The sequence below is a fragment of the Teichococcus aerophilus genome, from assembly GCF_014490485.1.
Classification (GTDB): Bacteria; Pseudomonadota; Alphaproteobacteria; order Acetobacterales; family Acetobacteraceae; genus Pseudoroseomonas; species Pseudoroseomonas aerophila.
Map to the genome: position 1 here is coordinate 21,781 of NZ_JACTVA010000010.1, position 15,769 is coordinate 37,549.

Sequence of the window (15,769 nt, forward strand, 5' to 3'; positions counted from 1 at the left end):
TCAGCAGACTTCATGATGCCAAATTGTCTGTCAATACAGTTGACGATTGCCCGAAACCCCTGCCAACCTCCCGCTATGCAGCACGCCGATGCCCCCTCAACCCCCACTGTCCGCCACGCGGCGGAGGAGCGCCTGCGCAGCGCCATCGTCTCCGGCGAGCTCCAACCCGGCCAGAAACTCACCGACCGCAGCCTGTGCGAACTCACCGGCGCCGGCCGCACCACCGTGCGCGAAGCCATCCGCCAGCTGGAATCCGAGGGCCTCATCGCCACCGTCCCGCATCGCGGCCCCACCGTCGCCCTGCTGACGGAAGCCGAGGCGCGGGACCTCTACGAACTCCGCGCCATGCTGGAAGGCCAGGCCGGCCGCCTCTGCGCCCTGCGCGGCCAGCACGCCCACGCCGCCGCCCTGCACGACGCGGTCGATGCGCTGGATGCCGCCCGCCGCGCCGGCAGCATGCTCGGCGTCCTCTGCGCCAACAGCGGCTTCTACGACGCGCTGAACGACGGCGCGGGCAATGAGGCGCTGCGCCAGGCCATGCTCGGCGTACAGAACCGCCTGGCCTTCTTCCGCTTCAGCTCCACCCGCTGGCCCGGCCGCAGTGAGCGCAGCGTCATCGAACTCCGCGCCATCGCCGATGCCGTGCAGCAGCGGAACCCCGCCGCCGCCGAGGCCGCCTGCATCCACCACATCGAAGCCGCCGCCGAACTCGCCCTCATGGTCCTGGCGGAGCGCGCCCGCGGCGCCGCCCTGGCCCCCCGCGCCCGCCGGCGCGTCCTGGAAAAGGTGTAGCCGTTTGTCCCTGGATTTCACTGGTCAGATCGTCGCCGTCACCGGCGCCGCCACCGGCTTCGGCCGCGCCATCGCGCGCCGCTTCGCCCAGCACGGCGCCCGCGTCTTCGCCACCGATATCGATCCCACCGGCCTCGCCGAGACAGCCGACCACCCCAACATCACCCAGCATGTGCTGGACCTGACGGACCGCCCCGCCGTCGGCGCCTGGATCGCCCAGGTGGAACACGCGGCCGGCGCCTCCATCGGCATCCTGGTCAACAATGCTGGCGGCGTCATCGGCCGCACCATGCAGCCGATCGAGGATACCCCCTTCGGGGACTGGGACGCGGTGCTCCGAATCAACCTCGATGCCGGCTTCACCGTCACCCGCGCTGCCGTCCCGGGCATGAAGCGCGCCGGGCGCGGCCGCATCATCAACATCAGCTCCGGCGCCGGCCTCAAGGCATCCCGCACCGGCGTGCAGGCCTATACCAGCGCCAAGCACGCCGTCATCGGCCTCACCCGCCAACTGGCGCAGGAACTCGGCCCCTTCGGCATCACCGTCAACGCCATCGCCCCCGGCCTGTTCCCCGTCGCCCCCGGCCCCATCGCACAATGGGAAGGCTACGGCCCCGAAGGCCAGCAACGCGTGCTGGACGGCATCGCCCTGCGCCGCATGGGCAGCGCGGACGACATCGCCAAGGCCGCCCTGTTCTTCGCCTCGGACCTCGCCGACTACGTCACCGGCCAGGTCCTGCCCGTCAACGGCGGCTCATCCTGATCCCCGCCCGCCATCCGCCCCGCAACCCGCAGGACCTGAACGCCATGAGCAAGACCCCGCCGTCACCGGCCCATCCGCCCGCCCCCGGCCGCCGCCAGTTGCTGGGCCTCACGGCGGGCGCCCTCGCCCTGCCGGCCCTGGTCATCCCCGGCCGCGCCCAGGCGCAGCGGGATGCCGCCTGGCCCAACCGCCCCATCCGCATGGTCGTCCCCTTCGCCACCGGCGGCGGCACGGACGTCACCATGCGCCTGCTCGCCCCCAAGCTCGGCGAGATCCTCGGCCAGTCCGTGGTCATCGAGAACCGCCCCGGCGCCGGCAGCACCGTCGGCACCGACTCCGTCGCCAAGTCGGCACCGGATGGCTACACCTTCGTCCTCGCCACCCTCTCCTCCACCGGCATCGCCAAGGGCCTCTACAGCAACCTGCCCTATGACCCGGTGAAGGACCTCACCGCCGTCGCCCCCACCGTCTTCATCCCCATCAGCTTCGCCATCACCCAGCGCGGCTGGAACGTGAAGACCTACCCGGAACTGGTGGAAACCCTGCTGGCCAAGCCCAACGGCTACTCCTACGGCAGCAGCGGCTCAGGCTCCACCGGCCACATCGCCAGCGCCAACTTCCTGCGCCAGGTCGGCGCCAAGGCCGAACACGTCCCCTATCGCGGCGCCGGGCAGAGCTTCACCGCCCTCATCGCCGGCGAGACGCAGTTCACCCACGACATCCCCTCCCTGCTCAAGCCCTTCCACGAATCCGGCCAGGCCCGCGTCCTGTTCGTCAACGGCGACAAACGCTCGCCTCTGCTGCCGGACGTCCCCGCGCAGACCGAGCTCGGCATCCCCGACTACAAATCCTATTCCTGGTACGGCATCTTCGGCCCCGCCAACCTCCCGCCCGAAATCACCGCCAAGATGGCCGCCGCCATTGAAGCCACGCTGGCCGACCCCGCCATGGAAGCCAAGCTCAACGAACTCGGCACCCCCGCCATGCGCGGCTGGAGCCCGGCCCGCTTCGCCCAGTACGTGAAGGAAGAAATCGACACCTGGGTGCCCCTCGTCCACGCCTCCGGCGCCAGCGCCGGCTGAGCAGAGACCGGGGAGAGGAAAGGCTGGGGAAGGAATTCCCCAGACCCCATCTTTCGTTTTCAAGTTTGGCGTCCTGGCGGGGAGGCCGGCGCATCGCGCGATGGCGCTGCGGATGCACGGCCGCGGGCGAATACCGCAGCTGCACCCAGCGTTTTATCCGATCGCGTTTCTCTCGCTCGTGGCTGGTTCAGCCTGCGGCGCGTCCGCTCCCGCACCAGCGCAACGCGGCACCCTTCGCCCGGGCGAAGCCAATACAAAATCCCAAGCCAAACACGCCTGGCATCCAAACCAACAGCGCGCCAGCACCGCCGTGCCCGAACACCCTCACCACCGCCCGCCCAAAAACTCGAAAAAAGAAAAGAAGGGGCCCGGGGAATTCCTTCCCCGGCCTTCATCCTCGCCAAAGCCAGGAAGCCCCCCGAAGCAAGATGCGTTCACCTTCGCTCACACACCATGCTCTATGCCTGCGTCGGGTCGCGTGATTCAGGCTCCCAGTGATGTCACCTCAAGCCATCACGCTCTAACCCTTCTCCCGCTCCCGCAAGATCCGCAGCGCCACCTCCGCCGCGTGGCGCACATGCCGCCGGCAGGCGTCCCAGGCGGCGGCGGGGTCGCGCGCCTCCACCGCTTCCACCACCTGGCGCAGTTCCGCCACTGTCTGCGGCAGCCGCCCCGGTTCGGCCAGGGATGTCGCGCGCAGTTGCATGTTGCGGTTGATGGTGGCGTCGAACATGCGGGCCACCATCGGGTTCCGGCAGCCGCGCATCAGCACGTCGTAGAAGTCGCGCTTCAGGGCCAGCAGCGCCTCGCGGTCCGCCGCCGGCTGCAACTGCGCCAACTGCTCGTACACGCGCCGCAACTCCGCCCGCTCCTCATCCGTGGCGCGCACGGCGAACCCCTCGCCCGCCAGCGCCTCCAGCACGCCGCGTACCTCATAGGTCTGCTCCGCCTCAGTGGAGGACAGGAAGGCGACGAACGGCCCGCGGTTAGGGATGGTCGTCACCAGCCCCTCGGCTTCCAGCAGCCGCACCGCCTCGCGCACCACACTGCGGCTGGCGCCGAACAACTCGCACAACATCCGGTCCGGCAGGTGCTGCCCGGGGCCGAAGCGGCCGGACATGATGGCGTTGCGCAGCCCGTCTTCCACCAGCTTGCGCATGGGCTTCGGCACCACCCGCAGCGCCGCGTCATCCATCATTCGCAGTCCGCCCGTCTCTGTCATTCCACCCCGGCACCTATCCTGCCGCGTCTCTTTGTCTGACGATATGGAAATCATCGGCCACTGCCCGCGCCGTCAGCCCTGGGCGGGACGGTACCGCTCCACCACCGCCCGCACGGCGGCGGTATCGATGGCCTCGCCCTTGCGCCTGCGCCCGGTCGCCGGGTCCCGGCTCTCCACCGTCACAGCCCGCAGCATGGAGTTCAGCACCGCCTCCTCCACTGCCTCGGCGGCAGCGACGAACAACGGCGACATCCGGTCATTCGGCCAATCGGGCAAGCTGGCATCCCCGGCCCGGTGCGCCGCCCCGCGCCGCACCCCCGCATGGGTGGAAAACGCGATGGCATAGTCCCCCGACCCGTCGGAAAACGCCGCGCCCGTCCGCGCCAAGCCCGCCATCGCCCGCAACGCCAGCCGCTGCAGATTGCGGTCGGAGAGCGGCGCATCGGTGGCAATCACCACCATCACCGACCCATCCACATCGCCCTGGTCCGCATGCTCGCGCAGGTAGAACTTCCCCAGTTCCCGCCCGACCGGCACGCCGTCCATCACCAGCGCGCCGCCGTAATTGCTCTGCACCAGCGCACCGATGGCGAAGCCCCCCAGCGCCGTCGGCAACAGGCGGGAAGACGTGCCGATGCCGCCCTTCCAGCCGAAGGCCATGGTGCCTGTCCCGGCCCCCACGCTGCCTTCCTCCACGGGCCCAACCACGGCACCATCCAGCGCCGCCAGCACATCGGCCCCGGTCACGCCCCGGGCGCGGATATCGTTCAGCCGCCCGTCATTGGTCTCGCCGACCACGGCGTTGACGGACCGCGCATCGGCATTCCGCGCCAGCGTCCAGTCCACCACCGCCTCCACCGCCCGGCCGACGGCCAGGGTGTTGGTCAGCACGATCGGCGTCTCCAGCTCCCCCAGCTCCATCATCTGGGTGGCGCCGGCCAGCTTGCCGAAGCCGTTCATCACCGCCAGCCCGGCCGGCACCCGCTCGGCGAACAGGTTGCCGCCATGCGGGCGGATGGCGGTCACGCCGGTGCGGATGGTCTCGCCCTCCACACGCGTCACCTGCCCGACCAGAACGCCATCCACGTCCGTGATGGCGTTCAACGCCCCGGTCGCGAACTGCCCCGGCCGCAGGCCGATCTCCCGCGCCCGTACCGGCTGGCCGCGCTCCGGCCCGGCCGGGCCGCCACCAGCGGGCGCCCCGTCCGTTGTGCCAGGAGGCACCAGCCCGCCCGCCGTCACGCCGCCAGCGCGGCCCGGATGGCGGCCAGCGCGTCCTCGGCCTTGCTGGCATCGGGGCCGCCGGCCTGGGCCATGTTCGGCTTGCCGCCACCACCCTGCCCGCCAACCGCCGCCGCGGCCGCGCGCACCAGCGCTACCGCATCGGCCTTGCCCGCACCCGCAGCACCCACGCCGACGACGATGCTCGCCTTGCCATCGGCGGTGGAAACCAGCGCCACCACATCGGCGGCATCCTGCTTCAACAGCGCCTCGGCCACGCCGCGCAGGTCCTTCGGCGGAATCTCGCCCAGGTTCCGCGCGGAAAGCCGCAGCCCGCCAATCTCTTCCGCCGCCGCCGCGCCACCGCCCGTCGCCATCTGCTTGCGCAGCTCGGACATCTCGCGCTCCAGGCGCTTGCGGTCCTCCAGCAACGTGGCGATGCGCCCCGGCAACTCGGCCGGCCGCGCCTTCAGCAACGCCGCTGCCTCGCGCAACACCTTCTGCTCGGCCTCGATCAGCTCCAGCGCCGCCGCGCCCGTCACCGCCTCGACGCGCCGTACGCCGGCCGCCACCGCGCCTTCGCCGACAATCTTGAACAGCCCGATATCGCCGGTCCGGCCGACATGCGTGCCGCCGCACAGCTCCAGCGAATACACGCCGTGCTTGCTGGTGGCCTCGGGGTCGAAGCCCATCCCCACCACGCGCACCTCGTCGCCATACTTCTCGCCGAACAGCGCCGTGGCACCAGCCTCGACCGCCGCTTCCGGCGTCATCAACCGCGTCACCACCTCGGCATTCTCGCGGATGCGCCCGTTCACCTCGGTCTCGACCCAGGCCAGGTCATCCGCCGTCATCGGCGTCGGCTGCGATACGTCGAAGCGCAGCCGGTCCGGCGCGTTCAGGCTGCCCTTCTGCGCCACATGGTTGCCCAGCCGGCGCCGCAGCGCCTCATGCAGCAGATGCGTCGCGGAGTGATGCGCGCGGATCGCCCCGCGCCGCTCATGGTCCACGATGGCGGAGACAGCGGTCCCCACCCGGGCCTCGCCGGCCTCGACCTTCCCGAAATGCACGAACAGCCCCAGCTTCTTCTGCGTATCCGTGACGGAAATCCGCAGCCCGCCCGGGCCCTCGATCACGCCGGCATCGCCCACCTGGCCACCGCTCTCGGCATAGAACGGCGTCTGGTTCAGCACCACGCCGACCTCGCTGCCCGCCAGCGCCTTGTCCACCACCTGCCCGCCGGAGACGAGCGCGAGCACCTCGCCCTCCGCCTTCTCGGTCGAATAGCCGAGGAACTCGCTCGCGCCCCCCAGCTTCTCCTTCAGGTCGAACCACAGCGTCTCCGTCGCCGCCTCGCCGGACCCGGCCCAGGCCGCCCGCGCGCGCTGCCGCTGCTCCGTCATCGCCGACTCAAACCCCGCGACGTCGACCGAGCGCCCCTCGGCCCGCAGCGCATCCTGCGTCAGGTCCAGCGGGAAGCCGTAGGTGTCGTACAGCTTGAAGGCCACGTCGCCCGGCAGCACGCCCTTGTCGCCCAGCTTGGCGGTCTCGTCCGCCAACATCCCCAACCCGCGCTCCAGCAGGCTGCGGAAGCGGTTCTCCTCCAGCTTCAGCGTCTCGGAAATCATCGCTTCCGCCCGCACCAGCTCCGGGTACGCCGCTCCCATCTGGCGGATCAGCGCCGGCAGCAGCCGGTACAGCAACGGCTCCTTCGCACCCATCATGTGCGCATGCCGCATCGCCCGGCGCAGGATGCGCCGCACCACATAGCCGCGCCCCTCGTTGGACGGCATCACCCCGTCCGCGATCAGGAAGGCGCCGGAACGCAGATGGTCCGCCACCACCCGGTGGCTCACCTTGAACGGCCCGTCCGGCTCCTGCCCCGTCGCCTCGGCCGAGGCCAGGATCAGCGCGCGGAAGGTATCCGTGTCGTAGTTGTCGTGCTTGCCCTGCAGGATGGCGGCAAACCGCTCCAGCCCCATGCCGGTATCGATGGAAGGCCGCGGCAGCGGGTTCCGCGTGCCTGCCGGCTCCTCCAGATACTGCATGAACACCAGGTTCCAGATCTCGATGAACCGGTCCCCGTCCTCGTCCGGGGAACCCGGCGGCCCGCCGGGAATCTTGTCCCCGTGGTCGTAAAAGATCTCGGAACACGGCCCGCACGGCCCCGTATCCCCCATCCGCCAGAAATTGTCGGAGGTCGGGATGCGGATGATCCGGCTGTCCGGAATGCCCGCGACCTTGCGCCACAGCGCCGCCGCATCCTCATCCTCGGAATACACCGTGACGAGCAGCTTATCCTTCGCGAGAGCAAAATCCTTGGTCAACAAAGTCCAGGCATGCTCGATCGCCTGTTCCTTGAAATAATCGCCGAAGGAGAAATTCCCCAGCATTTCAAAGAACGTATGGTGGCGCGCAGTATAACCCACATTGTCCAGGTCATTATGCTTGCCACCGGCCCGCACCGACTTCTGGGCGGAGGTCGCGCGCGTGTAAGCCCGCTTCTCCTGCCCGGTGAAGACGTTCTTGAACTGCACCATGCCGCTGTTGGTGAACATCAGCGTCGGGTCGTTGCGCGGCACCAGCGGCGAGGACTCCACCACCGTGTGCCCATTGCGGGCGAAGTAATCGAGGAAGGTGGCCCGGATATCGTTGCTGCTGGTCATATTCCGTCGTTTCGCCCGAGAAGAGGGAAATTCGGGCGCTGACGTAGCGCGGATGGCCCAAGGCTGGGAAGCCCCGCCCGTTCCGCCCTATATGAAGGGCAATGCCCCGCAAAGCCGCCCCCGTCGCCCAGGACGCCACGACCCCCGCCGGAAACGAGGACCTCTTCGCCCCGCCGCCCGGCGCCGCCGTGGCCCAGCTGGAGCGCCAGGGCCCCGACACCCGCCCCCTGGCGGACCGCCTCCGCCCCACCACCCTGGCCGAGGTCGCGGGCCAGGACCACCTGCTCGGCCCCGGCGCGCCCCTGGCCCGCATGGTCGCCGCCCGCGCCATCGCGTCCATGATCCTCTGGGGCCCGCCCGGCACCGGCAAGACCACCATCGCCCGGCTGCTCGCCGGCGCCACGGACCTGCATTTCGAAGCCGTCTCCGCCATCCAGGGCGGCGTCGCCGACCTCCGCAAGGTGTTCGACGCCGCGAAGCTGCGCCGCCGCATTGGCCAGGGCACCCTGCTCTTCGTGGACGAGATCCACCGCTTCAACCGCGCCCAGCAGGACGCCTTCCTGCCCTATATCGAGGACGGCACCATCGTCCTCGTCGGCGCCACGACCGAGAACCCGTCCTTCGAGCTGAACGGCGCCATCCTCTCCCGCGTCCGCGTCCTCATCCTCAACGCGCTGGACGAACCGGCCCTCCGCACCCTCCTGTCCCGCGCCGAGGACCATCTCGGCGCCCCCCTCCCCGTCACCCCCGAAGCCCGCGACGCACTGATAGAAATGTCCGGCGGCGACGGCCGCTACATGCTCAACATGGCCGAGCAGATCGCCACCCTCGCCGGCCACGGCGCCGCCGCCAGCCCGGCAACGGATGCGGGCGAAGACGGCGACGAAAGCGCCCCCCCGGCGGCGCTGGACATCCCCGCCATGGGCCAGCTCCTGCAACGCCGCATGCCCAGCCACGACAAGGCGGGCGACGGCCATTACGACTTGCTCAGCGCCTTCCACAAATCCCTGCGCGGCTCGGACCCACACGCGGCGCTCTACTACGCCGCCCGCATGGTCCATGCCGGGGAAGCGCCGGAAGCGGTGTTCCGCCGCCTCGCCTGCGCCGCCTCGGAAGATGTCGGCATGGCGGACCCGCAGGCCATGGTGCAGGTCCTCACCGCCTGGCAGGCCTTCGACCGTATCGGCTGGCCGGAAGGCCGCCTGTTCCTCGCCCAGGCCATCAACTACGTCGCCACCGCGCCCAAATCCAATGCCAGCTACAATGGCTGGAACGCCGCCATGGCCGCCGCCCAGCGCAGCGCCCACATCCCACCGCCGATGAGCATCCTCAACGCCCCCACCAAGCTGATGAAGCAGATCGGCCGCCACGCCGGCTACCAGTACGACCACGACCACCCGGACGCCTTCTCCGGCCAGCAATTCCTGCCCGACGACCTCGCCGACGCCACCTTCTACGCCCCCAACGAACGCGGCTTCGAACGCGACATCCGCAAGCGCCTCGACTACTGGTCCACCCTCAAATCCCGCCGGCGGGAGGACTGAGCCCCGCCCGCTACCGGTGAACCTGAACGCCCGATGTCCAAGCTTTCATGCACCGCGCGCCGCCACCCGCGCGTTGAACAGGACACGGACAGCAGGAGACCCCGTCCCATGCGTGCCATCCTCACCGCCGCCCTCCTCGCCACCGGCCTGGGCCTCGCCACAATCCCCGCGGAAGCCAAGACCGGCGGCTGCGTGCGCGATGGTGCCGTCGGCGCCGTCGCCGGCCATTTCGTCGGCCATGGCCACGCGGTCGCCGGTGCCGCCGCCGGCTGCGCGGTCGGCGTCCACCGCCGCCACGCCGCCGAACGCCGCCAGCAGCAGGACCAGCAGCCCCAGCCGAGCCAGGAGACGCCGGCCCACTAAAACCACCACGGCCGGGGCCCCAGCCCAGGCCCACCCCACCATTTGCCCCGGCCCGCCCGCCGCGCCACTCTCCCCGGCGCCACCACCGCGCAGGCCCGCATGAACCCTTTCGCCCCCAGCCTCATCGCCCTCGTCGCCCTCGGCGGCGCCACCGGCTCGGTGCTGCGCTACGCCGCCGGCCTCTGGTGCGCCCACTGGTTCGGCACCGCGCTGCCCTGGGGCACGCTGGCGGTCAACGTCATCGGCAGCGCCGTCATCGGCCTGCTCGGCGGCCTCATCCTCGGCGGCCTGCAGCTCTCGCCGGAGATGCGCGTCTTCCTCATCACCGGCATCCTCGGCGGCTTCACCACCTTCTCCGCCTTCTCGCTCGATGTCGGCACGCTGTTCCTGCGCTCGCCCGCGCTGGGCGCCGGCTACCTCGCCCTCACCCTCGTCGGCGGCCTTGGCGCCTTCGCCCTCACCTTCGCCCTCGGCCGCACCCTCATGCACTGAAGCAGCCGCGCCACTTTTCTCGCGCCGCCCCGTCACACCCGCCCCCGCCATCTCGTCTTACCGGCACACAACCACGACGAGACCGCGATGACCCAGAGACTGAACTACGCCAAAGCCGCGCCGGACCTGCTGCAAGCCATGTACGCGCTGGAAAAGGCCGTCGCCTCCTCCGGCCTGGACCACAGCCTGCTGGAACTGGTGAAGACCCGTGCCTCGCAGATCAACGGCTGCGCCTTCTGCATCGACATGCACACCAGGGACGCCCGCAAGGCCGGCGAGACCGAGGCCCGCCTCTACCTCCTCAACGCCTGGCGCGAAGCCCCGCACCACTACACCCCGAAGGAGCGCGCCGCCCTGGCCTGGACGGAGGCCCTGACCCTCGTCGCCACCACCCACGCCCCGCAGGCGGATTACGACGCCCTGGCTCCGCATTTCGCGGATGCCGAGACAGTGGCCCTCACCCTGGCCATCACCACCATCAACGCCTGGAACCGGCTCTCCATCGGCTTCGGCAGCGTCCCGCCCGCCCCGCGCGCCTGACCACCTGGCCAGGGGCGCCGCCACACCCCCGCCCCTGGCCATCCCACCCTGGCAAAAGCCACAACCCCACGCCCCGTCGCCGCCTTCATCCCCCCGCTTTCACCGCCCCAGCGTTTCACCAGCCCATCGTCCCATCGGCCCAGCGCTCCACTGACCCAGCGCCTCACAAGTCAGAGGAATGTCCACCACCGCCAAACACGGCCATGGTCCAACCCGCTCCCCGCTTCACGCTGCCCACCTCAGCCACCCCCCCCCGTTGCCACCCCCCGGTTGCCACCCGCCCGAACACCCGCAAGGCCACCCCACCATGCCGCCAGAGGCCCCGAACCCCGATCTCGACAGCTTCACCGCCGTCCGCCCGGACCTGGTCGGCCTCGCCTATCGCATGACCGGCTCCCTCGCGACGGCGGAGGACATCGCCCAGGACGCCTTCCTCCGCTGGCGCGCCACCCCGCGCGAGCAGATCGAGACCCCCCGCGCCTACCTGCTGAAAACCGCCGCCCGCCTCAGCCTGGACCACCTCAAATCCGCCCGGGTGCGGCGCGAACGCTATGTCGGTCCCTGGCTGCCCGAACCGGTGGTGGAAGATGCGGAAGCCCCGCAACAGGCCGCACTCGCCCGCGCCCAGGACGTCTCGGTGGCCATGCTGCTCACCCTGCAACGCCTCTCCCCGGCCGAGCGCGCGGTATTCATCCTGCACGACCTGTTCGACACCCCGTTCCCCGAGATCGCCGCCCTGCTCCGCCGCACGGAACCCGCCTGCCGCAAGCTCGCCAGCCGCGCCCGCAGCCACCTCGAACAGCACGAACCACGCTTCGCGGTGGATGACGCGGAAGCCACCCGCATCGCCACCGCCTTCCAGCGCGCCACCGCCGCCGGCGACCTCGCCACCCTGCGCGGCCTCCTGGCCGAGAACGCCAGCTTCCACTCCGATGGCGGCGGCATCCGCCCGGCAGCGCTCCGCGTCGTCACCGGCCTGGAGAAATGCCTGCGCCTGATCGCCGGCATCGCCCGCAAGCGCCCCGCCCCACCGCAGTTGCTCCACGCCGGCCGCATCAACGGCCTGCCCGGCTATGTCACGCTGGAACATGACGGCCTGCCCCAGACCACGGCGCTGGAGGTCGAGGACGGCCGCATCACCGCCATCTACGTCATGCGCAACCCGGAAAAGCTGGAAGCCATCCGCCACCGCTTCCAGCAGCCCACCCCGCCCGCCTGACCCACGCATCCGTTCGCCATGGCCCGGCGGCACCAGAAACGCGAAGCAACCAGCCAGGCCAACACGCCAAACCACGCCCGCCGCTTCCCTCAGCGACGGGCATCCCCCCGCGCGTGACCGTCCCGGGCCGAAGCAGCCGGAACCCGGATCACCAACCCGGCCCTGGAGCACGATGCGTCCACATCCGTTCATGCACCCTGCTCCATGCCTTTGCTTGATCGCGTGATTCAGGCTTCTCGGTGCTTCCACCTCACGCCATCACACTCCGGAGCATGATGCGTACCGTTCACGTACCCCGCTCCCTGCCTGTGTCTGGTCGCGCGATTCAGGCGTTTCCTCACGGCATCAGCCGCGCCAGCTGCCCCTCCCGCGCCGCCCGCACGGCCGCCTCGGCATCCATCGGCAGCAACAGCCGCTCGGCCACCATGCGGCTCGCCGCCGCCTGCACCGCCGCCACATACGCCTCAGCCGTCGGGTACAACTCCTCCAGCGACGGCCTCGGGTCCCGCGCCGCCTCGCGCGCTGCCCGTGTCGCCGCCAGCGGAACCACGCCGCCCACCTGCGTGCACAGCTCCTGCGGCCCCTCGGCCCCCGCCTGCGCGTTCCAGCCGACATAGGTGGCCCGGGGCGCCGCGATCACCGGCAGCCGGATGCCGGAGATCATGTTGCCGTCCAGCCCTGCCCGCGGCAGGAAGATCGGGTAGCTCCCCCGCGCCACCGGCACCGGCGCCGCGGTCTCGATCCGCTCGGCCCGCACATACTGCCCCCGGTAAGGCAGGCCCGGAATCTCCGGGTACACCGCCGCCGCCGGCACCAGCGTGCCCTGCGCCAGCATCGGGTAGCGGCTGGCGGGCGGCTCCACGCCATCGCGCATCCAGCGCTCCATCGCCACCAGCAGCGCGCGCAGCGCCGGCCCCTGGCTGATCGGGTTCAACGGCATCACGCAGGCCGGTGTCTGGCGGGAAGCCGCGTTCCACGGATTGCCATGCGGCGCACCCGCCACCGCGTAGGCCCGCACATTCGCCGGCAGGTCGATATGCCGGCCCTGTGGGTCCGTCACCACCAGGCTGGCCTGGGAGCCCCAGAACTCGAACTCGGAATCCATCTGCATGACCACGGGGCAGCTATTGGTCAGGCGGCAACGCAGCAGCAGCCCATCCCGCCGCCCGCTCAACGGGTCGTCCAGCACCTCGTAGGTGAAGGGGAATTGCAGCACCGGGTACAGCCGGTCGTATTGCGGCCCCGGGTTGCGCCCCGGCTGGCCGAACCGCGCATTGGTGAAGCTGCGCCGCGCCCCGGGAATGATCGGCATCATCCCCTCGAAGACGATCCGCCCCGCCTCGTCCTCGTTCATGCCGTAATACAGCACGTCCCGCAGCACCCGCCCGGATTGCGAGATCCCGAACCCGATCGCCCGGTCCAGCCCGGACCGCCCATCGGCCGCCAGCGGGTTGGCCGCACCCCCTTCCCGCCGCAGGAAGCTGGAGACATCGCGGATCGCGGCCAGCGCCATGCCCGTCACCTTGGGGTCGCGCGCCGTGTAGGTCAGCTCATACAGCGCGCCCTCCGCCATCCCGGCCGGGCGGTCGATCTCGATGGTGTTGTCGTCGATGAAGCGGAAACTGCCTTCCGCCAGCGGCTGCCGCTCCTGGTCCGTGCGTGCCCGCACCGTCATGCGGGCGGAAGCGCGGTCGGCAACCGGGTAGCTCAGCACCGCGCGCTTCGGGCTCGCCGCGTCGGTGAAGGTGAACTCGTCGCGGGAAGGCCCGGTCACCCCCGCCGCCACCGGCAGGTCGATCCGCAGCAAACCTTGCCCGGCCGGCAGGTCATGCTGCCACCCGGCCCAGACCAGAGTGTAGCCCTGCTCCAGCAGGAAGCCGTTGCCGGCATCCTCCGCCCGCTCCAGCCGGATCGCCGGCGCCGCATCCGTATCCTGCGCCCAGCCGGTCACCAGCTTGCGCCCGCGGTTCAGCACCTCGAACAGCAGCGTGCCGTTGGTCTGCGCCGGGCGCAGGATCACCACCTCCGTGGTCGCCTCCACCCGCCCCTCGGCATTGCGCGGCGCCCGGTCGAGATCGGCGATCACCGCATTGCGCGGGTCGGCCGGGTCCAGCGCGATCGTCGCCCGCGCCGTGATCTTCTCCGCCTGCCCCCCCCGCGCGCCAAACGCCCGTCCGCCCAGCGCCGCCGCCTCGCGGGAGAGCACCTCGAACCGCGTCACCTCCGCCAGGGCCGGGGCGGCGCAACCCAGCGCCCCCAGGGCCAGGGCCGAACCCAGATAGAGAGACTTCACCGACATCCCCATTCCCTCCGTTCTTGCTTCTTATGGCCGTCATCGCCCCGGCGGGTGTTCCCGTCCGGCACCGGCACCGCGAAGTTCGCGGGCAGACGCACCATCCTGCCACCCCGCGCCCGCCGCCACCGGAAAGCGGCCGCGGCGCTGAACGTACCAGTTAGTTAACAAGGAACGTCACACAGCCCGCCCCCGTCAACCACCTCCTCCTCGCTGCCGCCCACACCCCGGCCCGCCGACGCCCCCGTGCCACGCAGCCCCGCCACCCGAAAAGAATATATTCCTTTACTTTGCCCGCGTCGCCGCGCTAACCTCCCCTCCATCAACCGCCCGGCCCGCATCCGCCGCGCTGACCATCTTCCCAGGCCACAACAGCAACACTCCATCATGCACCTGCACGCGGAAATGCGTCGGCGCCCCTAGCGCCTCGACCACCGCCTTCGGCAGGGTCAGCTGGTTCTTGCTGGTCATCTTCGCCATCCGCATCGCCGCGCCTCCACCCGGTAAGGAAGTAAGATAGTAAGGAATATATTCCTTTCCGTCAAGCGAATTTACCTCGACGCCGCGCGCCGCTCCGGCTAATCCGCGCGCATGACCATCCAGCACCGCACTGTGCACGCGGCGGACGCCGACTCCCGGCTGGACCGCTGGTTCCGCCGCTATTTCCCGCAATTGACCCAGGGCGCGCTGCAGAAGCTGCTGCGCACCGGCCAGATCCGCGTGGATGGCAAGCGGGCCGAAGCCAATACCCGGCTCGATCGTGGCCAGGAAATCCGCATCCCCCCCATCCCCGAGGGCCCCGCCCCCGACATGGGTCCCAAAATCCGCGAAGTGTCCCCCGAGGACGTCAAGATGCTGGAGCGCGCCATCCTCCACGTCGATGACAGCATCATCGCGCTGGACAAGCCCCACGGCCTCGCCGTGCAGGGCGGCCCCAACATCAAGCGCCACCTCGATGGCATGCTGGACGCGCTGCGCTTCGGCCACGAGGAACGCCCCCGCCTGGTCCACCGGCTGGACCGGGATACCTCCGGCGTCATCCTCCTGGCGCGGGACCAGCGCGCCGCCTCCTTCCTCGCCCGCGCCTTCCGCTCGCGCGATGCGAAGAAGACCTACTGGGCTATCGTCGTCGGCCAGCCGCAGCACGAGGCCGGGCGTATCGACATGGCCCTGGCCAAGCAGGGCGGCGGCCCGATGGGCGAACGCGTCGTCCCCGCCGAAGGTAAGGACGGCGCCTTCGCCGTCACCGAGTACGTGACGCGCGACGTCGCCCGCCGCCACGCCTCCTGGCTGGAACTGCGCCCGCTGACGGGCCGGACCCACCAGCTGCGCGTCCACTGCGCCAGCGCGCTGGAATGCCCCATCCTGGGCGACGGCAAGTACGGCGGCCAGGCCGCGCATCTGGAAGGCATGTCCCACAGCCTCCACCTGCACGCCCGCAACCTGAACATCCCGCACCCGGAAGGCGGCACGCTGGACGTCACCGCCCCCCTGCCGCCGCACATGCTGGAAAGCTTCGCCACGCTGGGCTTCGACAAGCCGCGCAACGCGGCGCCCAAGCGCACGGCCTGA

The 15,769-nt window shown here is 70.5% G+C and carries 14 protein-coding genes; 9 read left to right on the forward strand and 5 right to left on the reverse strand.

Annotated features, from left to right (window positions below; genetic code table 11):
• Positions 1-75: 75 nt before the first annotated feature.
• From IBL26_RS07915 to IBL26_RS07925, 3 genes are read left to right on the forward strand one after another with little or no spacing between them, the layout of a single operon-like run.
• Positions 76-792: a GntR family transcriptional regulator gene (locus IBL26_RS07915; RefSeq protein ID WP_187783934.1), complete on the forward strand. Its 717-nt coding sequence runs from the start codon at positions 76-78 to the stop codon at positions 790-792.
• Between the two features lie 4 nt (positions 793-796).
• Positions 797-1,555, forward strand: a complete 759-nt coding sequence (locus IBL26_RS07920) for an SDR family NAD(P)-dependent oxidoreductase (RefSeq protein ID WP_187783935.1) — start codon at positions 797-799, stop codon at positions 1,553-1,555.
• A 44-nt stretch (positions 1,556-1,599) separates the two neighbouring features.
• The gene (locus IBL26_RS07925; RefSeq protein ID WP_187783936.1) at positions 1,600-2,637 is read left to right on the forward strand and encodes a Bug family tripartite tricarboxylate transporter substrate binding protein; all 1,038 of its coding nucleotides are present in this window, start codon (positions 1,600-1,602) and stop codon (positions 2,635-2,637) included.
• A 520-nt stretch (positions 2,638-3,157) separates the two neighbouring features.
• On the opposite strand, the gene IBL26_RS07930 is transcribed toward IBL26_RS07925, so the two are convergent.
• The 3 genes from IBL26_RS07930 to alaS all read right to left on the reverse strand — a co-directional run bounded on the left by IBL26_RS07930 (position 3,158) and on the right by alaS (position 7,746).
• The gene (locus tag IBL26_RS07930; RefSeq protein WP_241749140.1) at positions 3,158-3,859 is read right to left on the reverse strand and encodes a GntR family transcriptional regulator; all 702 of its coding nucleotides are present in this window, start codon (positions 3,857-3,859) and stop codon (positions 3,158-3,160) included.
• 72 nt (positions 3,860-3,931) lie between these two features.
• Positions 3,932-5,083 (reverse strand): P1 family peptidase, encoded by a 1,152-nt coding sequence (locus IBL26_RS07935; RefSeq protein ID WP_187783937.1) that lies wholly within the window; start codon positions 5,081-5,083, stop codon positions 3,932-3,934.
• Between the two features lie 14 nt (positions 5,084-5,097).
• On the reverse strand, positions 5,098-7,746 hold the full coding sequence (alaS, locus tag IBL26_RS07940) for an alanine--tRNA ligase (RefSeq protein ID WP_187783938.1): 2,649 nt from the start codon (positions 7,744-7,746) through the stop codon (positions 5,098-5,100).
• Positions 7,747-7,847: 101 nt separating this feature from the next.
• Between alaS and IBL26_RS07945 the strand changes: the two genes are divergently transcribed.
• The 5 genes from IBL26_RS07945 (at position 7,848) to IBL26_RS07965 (ending at position 11,904) form a co-directional block, all read left to right on the forward strand.
• Entirely contained in the window at positions 7,848-9,290 is a 1,443-nt protein-coding gene (locus IBL26_RS07945) for a replication-associated recombination protein A (RefSeq protein ID WP_187783939.1), read from the forward strand.
• A 108-nt stretch (positions 9,291-9,398) separates the two neighbouring features.
• Positions 9,399-9,653, forward strand: coding sequence for a hypothetical protein (locus tag IBL26_RS07950; RefSeq protein ID WP_187783940.1), 255 nt, complete (start codon positions 9,399-9,401; stop codon positions 9,651-9,653).
• Between the two features lie 99 nt (positions 9,654-9,752).
• A complete protein-coding gene (locus IBL26_RS07955) occupies positions 9,753-10,145 on the forward strand; it encodes a fluoride efflux transporter FluC (protein WP_187783941.1) in 393 nt (130 codons plus the stop codon).
• 87 nt (positions 10,146-10,232) lie between these two features.
• A complete protein-coding gene (locus tag IBL26_RS07960) occupies positions 10,233-10,685 on the forward strand; it encodes a carboxymuconolactone decarboxylase family protein (protein WP_187783942.1) in 453 nt (150 codons plus the stop codon).
• A 307-nt stretch (positions 10,686-10,992) separates the two neighbouring features.
• Positions 10,993-11,904, forward strand: a complete 912-nt coding sequence (locus IBL26_RS07965) for a sigma-70 family RNA polymerase sigma factor (protein WP_187783943.1) — start codon at positions 10,993-10,995, stop codon at positions 11,902-11,904.
• A 337-nt stretch (positions 11,905-12,241) separates the two neighbouring features.
• Here IBL26_RS07965 and IBL26_RS07970 read toward each other — a convergent pair whose 3' ends face one another.
• Both IBL26_RS07970 and IBL26_RS07975 read right to left on the reverse strand, forming a co-directional pair.
• Positions 12,242-14,203 carry an alpha/beta hydrolase domain-containing protein gene (locus IBL26_RS07970; protein WP_206684168.1) on the reverse strand — a complete coding sequence of 654 codons (1,962 nt, stop codon included), beginning with the start codon at positions 14,201-14,203 and terminating at the stop codon, positions 12,242-12,244.
• 279 nt (positions 14,204-14,482) lie between these two features.
• Positions 14,483-14,668 carry a hypothetical protein gene (locus tag IBL26_RS07975; RefSeq protein ID WP_187783944.1) on the reverse strand — a complete coding sequence of 62 codons (186 nt, stop codon included), beginning with the start codon at positions 14,666-14,668 and terminating at the stop codon, positions 14,483-14,485.
• A 120-nt stretch (positions 14,669-14,788) separates the two neighbouring features.
• On the opposite strand from IBL26_RS07975, the gene IBL26_RS07980 reads away from it, so the two are divergent.
• Positions 14,789-15,769 (forward strand): RluA family pseudouridine synthase, encoded by a 981-nt coding sequence (locus IBL26_RS07980; protein WP_187783945.1) that lies wholly within the window; start codon positions 14,789-14,791, stop codon positions 15,767-15,769.

Bases quoted from the DNA above. Each gene is read 5' to 3' on its own strand.
- IBL26_RS07950 (WP_187783940.1), top strand. From the start codon at position 9,399: ATGCGTGCCATCCTCACCGCCGCCCTCCTCGCCACCGGCCTGGGCCTC.
- IBL26_RS07970 (WP_206684168.1), bottom strand. From the start codon at position 14,203: ATGTCGGTGAAGTCTCTCTATCTGGGTTCGGCCCTGGCCCTGGGGGCG.
- IBL26_RS07930 (WP_241749140.1), bottom strand. From the start codon at position 3,859: ATGACAGAGACGGGCGGACTGCGAATGATGGATGACGCGGCGCTGCGG.
- IBL26_RS07915 (WP_187783934.1), top strand. From the start codon at position 76: ATGCAGCACGCCGATGCCCCCTCAACCCCCACTGTCCGCCACGCGGCG.
- IBL26_RS07975 (WP_187783944.1), bottom strand. From the start codon at position 14,668: ATGACCAGCAAGAACCAGCTGACCCTGCCGAAGGCGGTGGTCGAGGCG.
- IBL26_RS07965 (WP_187783943.1), top strand. From the start codon at position 10,993: ATGCCGCCAGAGGCCCCGAACCCCGATCTCGACAGCTTCACCGCCGTC.
- IBL26_RS07980 (WP_187783945.1), top strand. From the start codon at position 14,789: ATGACCATCCAGCACCGCACTGTGCACGCGGCGGACGCCGACTCCCGG.
- alaS (WP_187783938.1), bottom strand. From the start codon at position 7,746: ATGACCAGCAGCAACGATATCCGGGCCACCTTCCTCGATTACTTCGCC.
- IBL26_RS07925 (WP_187783936.1), top strand. From the start codon at position 1,600: ATGAGCAAGACCCCGCCGTCACCGGCCCATCCGCCCGCCCCCGGCCGC.
- IBL26_RS07955 (WP_187783941.1), top strand. From the start codon at position 9,753: ATGAACCCTTTCGCCCCCAGCCTCATCGCCCTCGTCGCCCTCGGCGGC.
- IBL26_RS07945 (WP_187783939.1), top strand. From the start codon at position 7,848: ATGCCCCGCAAAGCCGCCCCCGTCGCCCAGGACGCCACGACCCCCGCC.
- IBL26_RS07960 (WP_187783942.1), top strand. From the start codon at position 10,233: ATGACCCAGAGACTGAACTACGCCAAAGCCGCGCCGGACCTGCTGCAA.